Annotated in this window: 15 protein-coding genes and 1 pseudogene; 13 read left to right on the top strand and 3 right to left on the bottom strand. The window is 61.1% G+C overall.

Annotated elements, in window-relative coordinates; translation table 11 throughout:
* The 3 genes and pseudogenes from AC3VI7_RS02860 to AC3VI7_RS02870 form a co-directional block, all read left to right on the top strand.
* Positions 1–346: pseudogene (locus AC3VI7_RS02860) on the top strand (hypothetical protein); the annotation flags it as partial.
* Positions 339–851: a HipA family kinase gene (locus tag AC3VI7_RS02865; RefSeq protein WP_489668452.1), complete on the top strand. Its 513-nt coding sequence runs from the start codon at positions 339–341 to the stop codon at positions 849–851. The pseudogene AC3VI7_RS02860 and the gene AC3VI7_RS02865, both read left to right, overlap by 8 nt.
* Positions 848–1672 (top strand): DUF3037 domain-containing protein, encoded by an 825-nt coding sequence (locus AC3VI7_RS02870; protein ID WP_489668453.1) that lies wholly within the window; start codon positions 848–850, stop codon positions 1670–1672. The genes AC3VI7_RS02865 and AC3VI7_RS02870 overlap by 4 nt, the downstream gene beginning before the upstream one ends.
* Before the next feature lie 222 nt (positions 1673–1894).
* Here the strand turns inward: AC3VI7_RS02870 and AC3VI7_RS02875 are convergent, their stop codons facing one another.
* Complete coding sequence (locus AC3VI7_RS02875) at positions 1895–2248, bottom strand: helix-turn-helix domain-containing protein (protein ID WP_369415691.1); 354 nt, start codon at positions 2246–2248, stop codon at positions 1895–1897.
* Positions 2249–2331: 83 nt separating this feature from the next.
* Here AC3VI7_RS02875 and AC3VI7_RS02880 point away from each other — a divergent pair, with 83 nt between their 5' ends.
* The 7 genes from AC3VI7_RS02880 to purT all read left to right on the top strand — a co-directional run bounded on the left by AC3VI7_RS02880 (position 2332) and on the right by purT (position 9512).
* The gene (locus AC3VI7_RS02880; RefSeq protein ID WP_489668454.1) at positions 2332–3210 is read left to right on the top strand and encodes an AEC family transporter; all 879 of its coding nucleotides are present in this window, start codon (positions 2332–2334) and stop codon (positions 3208–3210) included.
* Between the two features lie 72 nt (positions 3211–3282).
* The gene (locus tag AC3VI7_RS02885) at positions 3283–3537 is read left to right on the top strand and encodes a hypothetical protein (protein ID WP_489668455.1); all 255 of its coding nucleotides are present in this window, start codon (positions 3283–3285) and stop codon (positions 3535–3537) included.
* Between the two features lie 159 nt (positions 3538–3696).
* A complete protein-coding gene (locus AC3VI7_RS02890; RefSeq protein WP_489668456.1) occupies positions 3697–4002 on the top strand; it encodes a hypothetical protein in 306 nt (101 codons plus the stop codon).
* Positions 4003–4006: 4 nt separating this feature from the next.
* On the top strand, positions 4007–4612 hold the full coding sequence (locus AC3VI7_RS02895; RefSeq protein ID WP_489668457.1) for a DUF4337 domain-containing protein: 606 nt from the start codon (positions 4007–4009) through the stop codon (positions 4610–4612).
* Positions 4613–4868: 256 nt separating this feature from the next.
* Positions 4869–7199, top strand: a complete 2331-nt coding sequence (gene rpoD, locus AC3VI7_RS02900) for an RNA polymerase sigma factor RpoD (RefSeq protein ID WP_489668458.1) — start codon at positions 4869–4871, stop codon at positions 7197–7199.
* Positions 7200–7247: 48 nt separating this feature from the next.
* Entirely contained in the window at positions 7248–8189 is a 942-nt protein-coding gene (locus AC3VI7_RS02905) for an adenylate/guanylate cyclase domain-containing protein (protein ID WP_489668459.1), read from the top strand.
* Positions 8190–8273: 84 nt separating this feature from the next.
* Entirely contained in the window at positions 8274–9512 is a 1239-nt protein-coding gene (gene purT, locus AC3VI7_RS02910) for a formate-dependent phosphoribosylglycinamide formyltransferase (protein ID WP_489668486.1), read from the top strand.
* 27 nt (positions 9513–9539) lie between these two features.
* On the opposite strand, the gene AC3VI7_RS02915 is transcribed toward purT, so the two are convergent.
* Positions 9540–10301, bottom strand: a complete 762-nt coding sequence (locus AC3VI7_RS02915) for an HAD family hydrolase (RefSeq protein WP_489668460.1) — start codon at positions 10299–10301, stop codon at positions 9540–9542.
* Positions 10302–10389: 88 nt separating this feature from the next.
* On the opposite strand from AC3VI7_RS02915, the gene AC3VI7_RS02920 reads away from it, so the two are divergent.
* The 3 genes from AC3VI7_RS02920 to AC3VI7_RS02930 all read left to right on the top strand — a co-directional run bounded on the left by AC3VI7_RS02920 (position 10390) and on the right by AC3VI7_RS02930 (position 12571).
* Positions 10390–11340, top strand: a complete 951-nt coding sequence (locus AC3VI7_RS02920; RefSeq protein ID WP_489668461.1) for a hypothetical protein — start codon at positions 10390–10392, stop codon at positions 11338–11340.
* Positions 11341–11516: 176 nt separating this feature from the next.
* Positions 11517–12110 (top strand): Panacea domain-containing protein, encoded by a 594-nt coding sequence (locus AC3VI7_RS02925; protein ID WP_489668462.1) that lies wholly within the window; start codon positions 11517–11519, stop codon positions 12108–12110.
* A gap of 8 nt (positions 12111–12118) precedes the next feature.
* Positions 12119–12571: a hypothetical protein gene (locus tag AC3VI7_RS02930; protein WP_489668463.1), complete on the top strand. Its 453-nt coding sequence runs from the start codon at positions 12119–12121 to the stop codon at positions 12569–12571.
* A gap of 70 nt (positions 12572–12641) precedes the next feature.
* Here the strand turns inward: AC3VI7_RS02930 and AC3VI7_RS02935 are convergent, their stop codons facing one another.
* Positions 12642–13793: an SAVED domain-containing protein gene (locus tag AC3VI7_RS02935; RefSeq protein WP_489668464.1), complete on the bottom strand. Its 1152-nt coding sequence runs from the start codon at positions 13791–13793 to the stop codon at positions 12642–12644.
* Positions 13794–13796: the final 3 nt, after the last annotated feature.

Genomic DNA, 13796 nt, shown 5'->3' on the forward strand with positions numbered 1-13796 from the left:
ACAACCCCTGATCACCCGCCGCCCCGAAGACCGCGCCGCCACCTTGCTGCTCCAAGCCAGCCACTGGTGGAGCGACCTCAGCGACGCCGATCACACCCTGCTTTGCGAACTGCCCGACTGGCACGGCAAGCTGTTCCGCTGGCTCGACCAATGGCTGATGCACGACGACCCCGCCCCCTGGTCCATCCTGCAAACCCACCTCCAAGACCAACTCTGGGCATCAGCAGCCCTCCCCCTGGTCGAAGCCGCCCTGCGCGACGGCATCCCCCCCATGCAAGAAGACCTCCCGCCCACGCTTCAGCAAATAAGACGCGGGGATTTGTTCAAGTTGCCGGGGCGTGGGTGATGGCAATCACCCGCAGTGGCAAGCCATCGGCAGCCTGCCAGCCTTTGGCTCCCGGCTCCACGCCGGCACCAGTTGGCTAGAGCTAGGCATGGCTCAACAAGTTCCTGTTGGCGTACAACGCGATGTACTGGCCTTCGACTGGTGGGTACAAAACACCGACCGTCTGAAAGGAAACCCCAATTTGTTGTGGGATACGAACAAGGAGTCCTTGGTCGTGATCGACCACAACTTGGCACTTGCCACTGATTTCAGCGCATCGGAATTCTTTGAACATCACGTCTTCTCGTCACAATGGGCAGGCATCACCGACGATCTGATGACTCGTGCCCAATATGGCCGCAAGATGGTTGATGCGCTACCAGCAGCCGCTTTGGCGATTGATCTGGCACCAGAAGAGTGGCTGTGGGAAAATTCCGAGCTGGACCTTCCGACCCGATTCGACCGTGATCGAGCTCTGAAGGTTCTTTCACGATGCGTAACTGACGAACTATGGAGGACGGTATGAAACAAGTCGCGTGCCGCTATGCCATCGTTCAGTTCACGCCGTATACAGAGACCGGCGAGTTCGCCAACGTCGGTGTCGTCCTGATATGTCCGCAGACGGGGTACTTCGACTTCAAGTTGCAGACCCGTAAGTACAAGCGCATTACAGACTTTTTCGCCGAACTGCCTCGCAACGTCTACCTGCGAGCAATGCAAGGTATCGGCAGCGAGCTTAGGCGCATCGCAAAAGTACTGGCGGATAACCACAAAAACGGGTGCCCGGACTTGATGCGTGAAGTCTTTGAAGGGCTAGTACACCCACGTGAGGCCATCGTGCGCTTCAGCAAACCGCGCGTCGTTTTAACGACCAATCCTGCCGAAGAGCTGGTCGCCAAATTCGACCACTACGTCGATCGGTCGTTCGCCACGCCGGAGTACGTTGAAATCGAAATGGAGCGTCGCATCAAAACGCTCTTAAGCACGCTTGAGCTAGTGCAGGCATTCCGAGCTGACCGGGTTGGTGACGATGAGGTGTATGCCAGGTTCCCGCTCGTGCAACGACATGGTGACACCATCACAAAGGTCATCAAGCCGTTCAACCTAGACCAGACTGAACCCATGGGCATTTATGACCATGGTGGCGCGTGGCTGCTGCGAGTACAGCGGCTCCGCAAACGGAACCTGCTGCCGCACAACGTCCTGTTTGCGATTCGTGGGCCAACCCAGTTCGATCCCAAACGCTACGCTGCTTTTGAAGAAATACGCAATGAACTTGGTAGTGAGGGTGTTCTGACGGTCGATGAGGCCGCTCAGGAGCGCATTGCCGAGTTCGCTGCGGGCTGATCACATGACGAAAGCGCAGGCCTGCGCTCTCATCAGGCACGGATTCATCTCCCGTTTAGCTCGGCAAAGTCCAGAAACAGCAGCATGTCGCCCCTTGCTAATCTGTGCCGGTGCAGCTGATTCATTCAAATCCAACCCTTCGACAAAGCTCAGGGCGAACGGGGAAAGACTGACCCGAAGCCAACAGGAAAAGACAGGCTCAGCCCGAACAGATAAAACGGATCAAAGGGCTGGGGGAGTTTTTGGAACACGCCTCGACCGCACCCGCTGGCGTTGCAGGGCAGCTTGGACGTCGCGCTCAAGGGCACCTCGGTCGTGCTCGGGCGCGGCCAAATCGGCCAAGGCATCGGTGCGGCTGATCATCCACAGCGCGGTGGCGACGATACCCACACCGACCCCCGGATCACCTTGTTCCAGCCGGATCAAGGTCGGCACTGACACCCCCAAGCGCTTGGCCCAACTGCGCTGCGACTCGTTGCGCCGCACCCGCGCTAAAGCCAGATCTTCACCCAACTTGCGCAGGGCGTTTTGCGCGATGGCAGGCAACATCGAAAGGGCTTCCGGGGATTTGGGCATGGGTTTAGAAGCACATAGAGTTCATCAAATAAGCTTTGATGTTAATTTCTATGCTACCTCAAAGACATGGTTATCCTCGCCCCATGCTTTTACGAATCATCGCCATCCTTTTTCCGCTGTTTGCCATCACGGCCTTGGGCTTTGGGGTGGGTCGGCGCAGCAAGCCGGATATGTCGGTGGCGGGGCGGTTGAACATGGATGTGTTCACCCCGGCGCTGATCTTTGGGGCCTTGGCGAGCAAGGACTTTCATATCCAGGCCTACGGCCCTTTGCTGCTGGCCTCGTTCGGGCTGATTGTGGGCAGCGGCTTGCTGGCGTGGTGGGTGGCGCGGCTGCTGGGGGTTGAGCCCAAGACGCTGGTGCCGCCGATGATGTTCAACAACTGCGGCAACCTTGGCCTGCCCTTGGCGGTGCTGGCCTTTGGCCCGGCCGCGCTGCCCCCGGCGGTGGTGATGTTCACGGTGTCAAACATCCTGCACTTTTCCTTCGGCGCTTGGCTTTTGGACCACCACACGCGCATCACCACCGTTTGGCGCTCACCCTCGGTGCTGGCGTCATTGGGCGGGCTGGCCGTGGGCGTGTTCAACCTCGAAGTCTGGCCGCCGCTGCTCCAGGCTGTGCGCATGGTGGGCGACATCGCCGTGCCGCTGATGCTGTTCATGCTGGGCGTGCGGCTCGCCACCTCCCGCATCACGGCCTTGGGTTTTGGCCTGATGGGCGCGGTGCTGCGCCCCGTCAGTGGCATGGCCTTGGCGTGGGGGCTGATGCAAGCCATCGACTTGCCCCGCGACCAACAAGCCCTGCTGCTGGTGTTCGGTGCCCTGCCCCCGGCGGTGCTCAACTTCATGTTCGCTGAACGCTACCGCCAAGAACCCGACAAAGTCGCCTCCGTCGTCCTCATCGGCAACCTCGCCGCCGTGGTGTTCATGCCGATCGCGCTGGGGTGGGCGCTGTTCGTGTAGCATCGTGCTGCACACCTGCGATCACCAAATCTCTCAACGCGACCCTCAACGCGCCCACCCCCGGAGACCGTCATGTCCGCTGCCGCCGTTCCCATCCGCCTCGACCATGAGCTTGATGCCTCGGTCGCCAAAGTTCAGGCGGTTTTGGCGGGCCAAAGCAGCTACGACACGCTCGGTGCCACCGAACAAGCCAGCGTGCGCACCGCTTGGGACGAACAGCTCAGTGCGCAACTTGAAACGCTCAATCTGCATACCCTGTTTGTGGCGGAGGGCCACCGTCACGCCGAACTCGACGCCCAAGGCCGCGTGCGCATCTTGCATCCTTGAACCTCCCCTCCCCCCGAACGCTCTGATCCATGCCGGTCCTGCACCTGCTTGTCGGCCCAAACGGTGCCGGCAAGACGACGTTCTTCGAACGCGTTCTCGCGCCCATCACCCGCTTGCCTTTCATCAACGCCGACATCCTGGCGCGCCAGCATTGGCCGGGTGACGAGGAAGCGCACGGCCACGCGGCCTCAGCGCTGGCCCAACAAGCCCGCGACGTGGCCATGGCGCAGCCAGCAAGGCGGCCATTCGGTGCCCGAAGACAAGGTGCGCGAACGCTATCAACGCCTGTGGGGGCTGGTGGCCCAAGCGCTGCGCATGGCCGATACCGCCAGCGTCTACGACAACAGCAACAGCCGCACGCCGTATCGGCGCGTGGCCCGCTTCGAGAAGGGCCGCTTGCTCGGCCCGGCCCATTACCCCGCTTGGTCAGCCCCCCAAGCCGCCCTTTTGGCCCAAGAAAGTTAGCCCGTTGAATATCGAACCTCAAGACGTGCTGGAAACGGCGCAAAAAGCTGCCCAAGCTGCCAAGAACTCGGCCCGCATCAATGCAGCGGTGGCGGTGACCGTGGCGATCCTTGCGACCTTCATGGGGATTTGCAAAGTCAAGGACGACAACATCGTTCAAGCCATGCAGCAGGCCCAAGCCGACAAGCTTGATCACTGGAACTTCTACCAAGCACGCCACATTCGCCAAGACATGGCCGAAGCCACCGTCGTGCAACTGCGATTGACCAGCGCGGATCGGCCCGCCGCCCAAGCGTCGGCCTATGCGCAGGCCATCGAGCACTATGACAACTTGGTGCAGGAACAACGCCAGAAAAAGGATGAGCTCAAAGCCCAAGCCGAGCAGGATCAAAAGAACTACGACGCTTTGAACTTCCGCGACGATCAGTTCGACCTTTCCGACGCCCTGCTGGCCATCGCCATCGCTTTGCTGGCGGTCACGGCCCTGACGCAGTTGTGGTGGCTGTATTTGCTTGCCTTGCTGCCCATCGGCACAGGGGTTCTGATGGGCTTGGCGGGGCTCGGCGGCTGGCACCTGCACCCGGATGGCTTGGTGCGGCTGCTGTCCTAGTACAATCCGCGCTCGACTTTGATACGGCAAGAGTGACAGCAGCATCTGCCGGCCCCGGCCACCCGCGAAACGGGCATAAAACAGGCCAAATCCCCCGCCAGAGCTGCACTATCTTTGTTCACGCCAGCTTGCCTGCCCATCGCGAAAATCACCGGCCCAACATAAATAGGGCGTGCGGTGTTTTTTGCCTTGGGCTTTTGTTGTTCACACTAGGCCCCACGCCTCACCCTTGCCGAGCATCCAGCCGAGGAACCGCATGACTGCCAAGAAAAGCGCCGCAAAGAATTCTGCCCAAGCCACTGCTGACGACAGCGTGAACGCCACCGTGTCCGTCGTACCGGCGACACCGGCTGAAGATCCGCCGAAGAAGGTCAGAAAAGTCAAGGCAGCTGCCGCAGCTCCGGCCGGTGATCCGGCTGCTGAAGACGGTGCCAGCACCCCCGCCACAGGGGCCAAACGCGGTCGCAAGCCCAAGGCCGAAACCGCCGCCGCTAAGCCAGAAAAAGTCGAGAAAGCAGAACGTAAAAAAGGCATCGAAGGCGCGGAAGATTTCTCCGACCTCGAAGCCGACGGCGATCTCGAAGGCGCGGATGCTGAAATTGATGCCGACGTGGAAGTGGTGGCCGAGGTGGAAGCCGAAGTGGAAACCGCTGGCGTTGAGGGCAAGACCAAGGTCAAGCCGCTGCGCATGAAGGTCAGCCGCGCCAAAGAGCGCGCCCTGATGCGCGAATTCGGCCTGGAAGAAACCACCCTCACCGAAGAAGAAGCCGCCAAGCGTCGCCAAGAGCTCAAAACCCTCATCAAGATGGGTAAGACGCGCGGCTACCTGACGCACCAAGAAATCAACGACCACTTGCCCGAAAAGCTGGTTGAGGCCGAAATCTTTGATGCCATCGTCTCGATGCTCAATGACATGGGCATCGCCGTCTACGAGCAAGCCCCGGACGCCGCCACCCTGCTGATCGCCGGGGGCAACACCTCGACCGCCACCGAAGAAGAAGCCGAAGAAGAAGCCGAAGCGGCACTTTCGACGGTGGACAGCGAATTCGGCCGCACCACCGACCCGGTGCGCATGTACATGCGCGAAATGGGCACCGTGGAGCTGCTGACGCGCGAAGGCGAAATCGAAATCGCCAAGCGCATCGAAGGCGGTTTGCAAGCCATGATGATGGCGATCTCGACCTCGCCCGCCACCATCAACGAGATCTTGTCGATTGCCGACCGGATGCGTGCTGGCGAGATGACCATCTCGGAAGCGGTGGATGGCTTTGTCTCTGCCAGTGAAGCCGATGACTACGTGGCCGAAGAAGACTTCGACGAATTCGATGAAGACGACGAAGAAGGCAGCTCCAAGGCGCTGACCAAGAAGCTCGAAGAGCTGAAGAACACGGCGCTGACCAAGTTCGACAACCTGCGCACGCATTACGACAAGATGCGCAAGGCCTACGAAAAAGACGGCTACCGCACGGCGGTCTACAACAAGGCCCAAGAAGCCATCAGCGCCGAGCTGATGACCATTCGCTTCACCGTCAAGACGATTGAGAAGCTGTGCAACTTGCTGCGCTCGCAAGTCGATGATGTGCGCCGCTATGAGCGCGAACTGCGCAAGATCGTGGTGGATCGCTGCGGTATGCCGCAGGAATACTTCATCAAGACCTTCCCCAACAACATGCTCAACCGGGCATGGGCCGAAGTCGAAATCGCTGCGGGCAAGCCCTACAGCGGCGTCTTGAGCCGCAATCTGCCTGCCGTGCAAGAGTTGCAGCAAAAGCTGATTGATCTGCAAACCAAGGCCGTGGTGCCCATTGATGATCTCAAGAAGATCAACAAGCGCATGAACGAGGGCGAGGCCAGCTCGCGCGAAGCCAAGCGCGAAATGATCGAGGCCAACTTGCGCTTGGTGATCTCGATTGCCAAGAAGTACACCAACCGGGGCCTGCAATTCTTGGATCTGATCCAAGAAGGCAACATCGGCCTGATGAAGGCCGTGGACAAGTTCGAATACCGCCGGGGCTACAAGTTCTCGACCTACGCGACTTGGTGGATCCGTCAGGCCATCACCCGCTCGATTGCCGATCAAGCGCGCACGATCCGCATCCCGGTTCACATGATCGAAACGATCAACAAGATGAACCGGCTCTCACGGCAGCATTTGCAGGAGTTCGGCTTTGAGCCGGATGCGCCGACGCTGGCCGAGAAGATGGAGATCCCCGAAGACAAGATCCGCAAGATCATGAAGATCGCCAAAGAGCCGATCTCGATGGAAACGCCGATTGGGGACGACGATGACAGCCACTTGGGTGACTTCATCGAAGACAGCGGCAACACCGCGCCCATCGAAGCGGCCATGCAGTCGGGCCTGCGCGACGTGGTGCGCGACATCCTCGACAGCCTGACCCCGCGCGAAGCCAAGGTGCTGCGCATGCGTTTCGGCATCGAAATGAGCACCGATCACACCCTCGAAGAAGTGGGCAAGCAGTTTGACGTGACCCGCGAGCGTATCCGCCAGATCGAAGCCAAGGCGATCCGCAAGCTGAAACATCCGAGCCGTTCGGACAAACTGCGCACCTACCTCGATAACGTCTAAGCCACATCGGCACTGGATGCTGTTACCCCTGCTGAGTACACTTGAAGGATGAAGCAAACCGTCACGTGTACTGTCTTGTTCGCTGACTTGCGGGGCAGCACCTCGATGTACGAGTCGCTGGGCAATGTCGCTGCGGCAACCATCGTGACGCAAAGCGTGGCGATGATGTCGCGGGTGGTCGAGAAAAACGGGGGGGCGGTCATCAAAACCCTGGGTGATGGCCTGATGGCGGTGTTCATCCACCCCACCCGGGCCATCTTTGCCGCCCAAGAGGTTCAAGAGGAGCTGGAGCGGCTCAAGGCGCGCAATGCGCAGAACAACACCCCCAATCTGCGCATGCAGCAGGCTTTGGCCCATGGCGAAGTGATTCAAGTCGCGGGGGACTGTTTCGGCGATGCCGTCAACGTAGCCGCCCGCTTGCTGGATCACGCCGGCGACAACGAGACCCTGGCCACGGCGCAAACCCTGCGCATGCTGCCCACCGAGCTGGCCTCCCAGTTTCGGCGCTTGGATGTCTTCCATCTGCGGGGCCGACTGGAGCCGGTCGAGGTGTGGCGCTTGGACAATCAAGCCAGCGGCGACAGCGTCATGGCCACCATGTTTGGCGATACCGCCCCGGTCACCCCGGTCCCGGAAGGCCTGCGCTTGTCGGTCGAAGGCATCTCACGCATCCATACCGCACGCAATCTGCCGGTGGTGTTGGGCCGCAGCCACGAAGCGACCTACTGCATCGACGACAGCCGCGTCTCGCGCATCCATGCGCGCATCGAGTGGCACAGCGGCAACTTCCAGCTGACCGATTTCAGCTCGAACGGCACCTTTGTGCGCTTTGGTCGCCAAGCTGAAGTGGTCACCCTGCGGCGCGCCAGTTGCACCTTGCACGGCCGAGGCGTCATCAGCTTGGGGCTCAATACCTCTCAAGCCCAAACCCCCATGGTCAGCTTCGAAGTCTTGCGCTTTGCCGAGACCGATCCACAACCGTTGGACTGAACCGCTGGACCCATCAGCGCTGCCCTGTCTTTTTCTTCTTCGTTTTCCCCCACCATGACTGCACCGACCTCCCCAGCCTTGCCTGTGCCCGCCATCGGCACCCCCCTGACCCCCGCCGCCTTGCGCGTCATGATGCTGGGCAGCGGTGAACTCGGCAAAGAAGTGCTGATCGCCCTGCAACGCTTGGGCATCGAAACCATCGCCGTTGATCGCTACGACAACGCCCCCGGCCAGCAAGTGGCACACCATGCCCGCACCTTGGCCATGAGCGATCCCGTGGCGCTGCGCGCCCTGATCGAAGCTGAAAAGCCCGATCTGGTGGTGCCTGAAATCGAAGCCATCGCCACTGGCGTGCTTGAAGAGATGGAAGCGGCTGGCCAAGTGCGCGTCATCCCAACGGCCCGCGCCGCCCGGCTGACCATGGACCGCGAAGGCATCCGCCGCCTCACCGCTGAAACCCTGGGCCTGCCCACCAGTCCTTACCGCTTTTGCGACTCGCTGGCCGAGCTGCAAGCCGCCATCGACGGCACGGATGCGGCCTCCTCCGGTCACGGTCAATCCGCCATCGGCTACCCGTGCATCGTCAAGCCGGTGATGAGCAGCTCGGGCAAGGGCCAGAGCAAGATCGACACCCCCGCCGATGTCGCCCGGGCTTGGGACTACGCCATGGCCGGTGGTCGTGTCGCCAAAGGCCGGGTGATCGTCGAAGGCTTCATCGACTTCGACTACGAAATCACCTTACTCACCGTGCGTGCCTTGGGCGCGGATGGCCGGACCGAGACCCATTTCTGCGACCCCATCGGTCACATCCAAGTGAGCGGCGACTACGTTGAAAGCTGGCAGCCACACCCGATGTCGGCCAGCGCGCTGGACAAGGCCCGCACCATTGCCAAGACCGTCACCGACAACCTCGGCGGCTTGGGCCTGTTTGGGGTCGAGCTGTTCGTCAAGGGCAACGAGGTCTGGTTCAGTGAAGTCAGCCCGCGCCCGCACGACACCGGCATGGTCACCATGATCACTCAGTGGCAAAGCGAGTTCGAACTGCACGCCCGCGCCATCCTCGGCCTGCCGGTCAACACCCAGCTCAAGAGCCCGGGTGCCAGCGCCGTGATCTACGGCGGCGTGACGGCACACGCGATGGTGTTCGACGGTGTGGCCGATGCGCTGCGCGTGCCCAACACCGATCTGCGCCTCTTTGGCAAGCCGGAAAGCTTCGTCAAGCGCCGCATGGGTGTGGCTTTGGCGTTCGACGCCGAGGTCGAAGTCGCTCGCCAGCGCGCCAAGGAAGCCGCCAGCAAGGTGCGCCCGCGCAAGCTCGACTAAAGCGAAAGATCGCCTCAAGCCCTCCCGTCACGCCCCGAGCAGCTCGGCCAGCGCCAGCAAGTCGTGTACGGTGTGATGGGGCTGTGAAAGCGGCGGTGAAAGCGACAAGTTGAGCGCCCCAGCCGCCAACGCGGCTTGGGCCTTGGCATCTTCGGGCCGCTGCACCCACACCGTGGGCATGCCCGCTGCCTGCGCGCCCAGCACATCCAAGTGCCAGTCGTCCCCCACATGCAGCACGTGGCGCGCAGGCAGACCCAGACGCTGGCAGGCGTGCTCAAAAATCTGCGCCGCCGGTTTGGCCACGCCGCAGTCCTGCGCGTGGACACAGCCGATCAACCAGCGATCCAACCCCGTGGCGCGCAAATCAGCGTTACCGTTGCTCAAACCCAACACCGGCCAGCGGGCAGCAAGCCGGTCCAAGGCGCTGGCCACATCGGCAAAAAAGCGCACCTTTTGGCGCTCGGCGATGAAGATGTCAAAGGCCGCCTCGGCCAAGCCCGGATCCTCGCCCGCCGCGTGCAGCGCTTCTTGCAAGGTGATGCGTCGCAGCGCACCCAAATCGTGCGCCAGCGCCGTCTCACGCTCACCCACTTGGCGGCGCAACTCGCGCATTCGTGGCAGCGGAAACATCGCCGCCGTGGCTGGAGCGTGCTCGGCCAGCCAGTGATTCAGCACCCGCTCGGCCTGATGGATCACCGGCGCAATCGGCCAAAGGGTGTCGTCCAGATCCAAGGTGATCGCCAAGGGTGAGAACGCCATGGGTTCAGGGAGCAACAACAGGGTGGACATGGATGGGCCCGAAGGACAAAGCAGCGCCCGAGCTTACCTACAATGGCCCGCACCCTGACCCGCACCGCCCCTGACCCGGACCGTTCCCATGAAGCCCTTGGCCCGTTTGGCTCTTTTCTCGGCAAGTTCGCTGCTGTCCTTGCTCCTCCTCAGCGGCTGCCCAAACATGGCACCCCTGCCAAGCACACCCAACCCGCCAAGCCCACCGGCCGACACCTCCGCCGCCGCCGCCGATTTCGAAGCCATGCTCGGCACACTTGCGCCGACCGGCGCAGGCAGCGGCTCAGGCATGGGCTATGGATCAAGCTCAGCGTCTGGCGGCGGGCAACGCGCCAAGCCGCAGGTCGAAGTGACCCTGGACATGCCAGCCCCCGCGCCGAAGCCTGAACCACGCCCACCAGCACCGCCGGTGCCACCTGCGGCCGCCCCCAAGGCAACAGCTGCAACCGCAACCGTGCCCCACCAAGAAACCGCACCCACAGCCGCCCCCGCCCCCGCCCCGGCTGAAGATCTCCAGCCGGCCAAGGTCGCTTGGAACACCCCCGGCAGCATGCTGATGGGCGAATCCGCCACCATCACGCTGCGGGTCACGCTCAACCCAGCGCACTTTGACGAGCTGGCAAAACACCTGCCCAGCAGCGGTGCCACCCAAGCCACCACGCTCGACCTCAGCAGCCAGCTCAGCGCTGAGCTCAGCTCAACCGATTTCGACATCACCCCGCCCGGCAAGCAAGCCCAACAAGTGCTCGAAGGCCGCGATGTCGAATGGAAATGGATCATCCAACCCAAGGTCGCGGGCGAGCGCACCTTGCTGCTGACGATCTACTCCGCCCTGAACGGCGGCGCGCAAATCATCCAGTCCCTCGACCGCAAAATCAGCGTCGCCGTCCTCACCCCACCGCCTCCGCCTGAGCCCTCCTTCAGCGCCCAAGTCCTGGGTTTCGCCCTCAAAAACTGGGACAAGCTCCTCACCCTGATCCTGATCCCGCTGGCCGGCTGGGCGTGGAAGCGCTTTGGCAAGAAGAACGAGGCGAGCTGAAGACGCAAAGACGCGCGCACGACCAAACCCTATGCCGATCTGCCCTGGCGAGTCGAACGCCACAAGGTGGTGGTGCAAACACTGGCCCAAGACATGCCGAAGCCCCGTTTGCCCTGAAGTTGACCTAACCTCCACCGGCACGGACAATCCGACCTTTCTTGATGCGCCACACACCCATGACCGTCCTGACCCGCTCTGAGCGCAAACGTCTGTTGCAGGCGGTCGTGTACTTCGCAGCCCATACGCAGCACTGCGGCAAGATCAAGCTGTTCAAGCTGCTCTATCTGTTTGACTTCGAGCACTTTCGCCAGACTGGCAAGAGCGCAACGGGCTTGGACTATCAGGCGTGGAAGTTTGGTCCGGTGCCCATTGAGCTGATGGAAGAGTGGGAGGAGCTGGGGGACGATCTGGCGGGTCTGGTCCGCATCGTCGAGGAGCGTGTGATCGACTTTGATCGCCAGACGGTCAGGCTTCAGGACGGCGTTCGGTTCGATCCTGATGAGTTCACACCTCGGCAATTGCGCATCTTGGACGAGATTGCGCAGCGTTATCGCGAAACCTTCTCTCCGAAGATGATCGATGTGACTCACGAGCAAAACGGGGCCTGGGACAAGGTTTGGCGCGATGGTCAGGGGGCTCATGCACCCATTCCTTATGAGCTGGCTCTCGGCGATACCGAACCCCTGCGGGAGCAGTTGCTGCAAATCGCTCAAGAGCAGGCCATGTATCGCAGCGCCTTGCAATCTGCCCGTTCGGCCGATATCTACTGATCTTGCGGATGGCATCCCCCACGGCTGCACCCGGCCAGATCTGGCAGGACGACTGCTATTACCTCAACCGCCAAACGGGCGGATGCGAGCGCAAATACGTCTTGGTGTTGGCGGTCGATGAAAACTGTGGCGATGCGGTGACGGCCGTATTCACGTCGAAATCGCATGGTTTGACAGAAGAGCCAGCCTGTAGCTCGGGGCCACCCCGATCAGGCTATTTTGTGGGTGTGCCGGGTGGCGTGATGGCCCAACCGACCTGGGTCGATTTCAGCAGTCTCGACATGCTGGATGCCTTCGATCTACGCAAGCAGGCTCAAGCGGGGCGAAAAACCTTGCTATCTCAGACCTTGCCACGCCTGACGTTTTGCAGCATCCTGCGCTGCGTTTTGCACTCCGACGACATCACCGGCCGCCAAGCTCGGCTGATCGGCAACGTCGCCGCCCATCGCCAATGCCCGTAGGCACTCTCTAGGCTCCGTTCGCCCTGAGCTTGTCGAAGGGCTGTGCGCATGGGCACGCTGTCGAGTGGCATCAAACCACCAAATCCATCGTCTGTACAAAGCGGCTGGCATCTTGGTAATCCCAGACGGTGATGGTCGGATCGGCTTTGGGCAGGATCTGCCGCCCGAACTCGACCGCCATGGACAAGGGCATGGCGGGAAAGACATGCACGCGGCGGACGCCCTGATTCCTGATCTGTGCCATCAGGGCCGTGACTTGGGTGCGGAAATGACGGAGATCGTTTTGGTCTTCGACGAGCATCGGCGTGGGGTTGGCAACCCCGCAGCGAATAACGGGCATATATCCGACGACATCTTTGACTGCCGACGTCGAAACTTCGGCACTCAGCGAGAAGGTCAACGCCACTTCTTCAGTCAAATCGGTCGGAATCTCGGTCTGGATGGTTTGGGGCTCGAAGGTGCGGGGCGACGGCTGTTGCCATGTTTCGTGAACCCGATCCCACTGATAGATCGCGGCTTCCGATTTGTTGCCGATCAAAATGCCAAGCTGCATGTTGAGCGGCATCGGTGCGAAGGCAAAGACCGAGAAGTGCTCGGGCCGTTCATCGTGGCTGACGTGATTCAACTTGCTGCTAAATTCATCTTTCATCTGTTGGGCAGCCTCTGCCCAATAGCGAGGGTCATCTTCCCGTGTGGATCGGTTTCTGAAATCCAGCGAAATGCGGTGCTCGCGCGGGGCGTGGAGAAAATCCGAGTTCTTGAGGATGGCAGCCTGCACCGATTGATCCGAAAACTCAGGCACATGGGTGCGTTTGATCGGATGGCGAAAAACGACGGGCACGCTGCGTTGGGTGGGCACGATGTCGTACAGGAGCTGAATCCGGTCTTCATGGCGCTTTTTCATACGCCGCAGGGCCTCGACGCCGTAGTCCTTTTCCAGTCGGTCGATCGTCGTGTGGCAGGGCTGGCAAAGAAGCATCAAGTTGGCGGGGTCATGGGCCAGCTTTTTGGAAAGTTCCGGATCTCCCCGAGGGCCATCAGCGCTGTCGCCGATGATGTGCGCGTGCTGCCCTAGGAAAACTTTCTGCTGCGTGAGGATGTTTTTATCAAGGGGCTTGTTGCAACCGCAAAACTCGCATCGCCCACCGGCTGCGACCCAAAGAGAAGCACGCACTCTCTCCGAAATCGGAACTCGGACATTTTTGCTTTTGCTGGGTTCCATCGA

It is taken from the genome of Leptothrix toolikensis (SeqCode), from assembly GCF_057922285.1.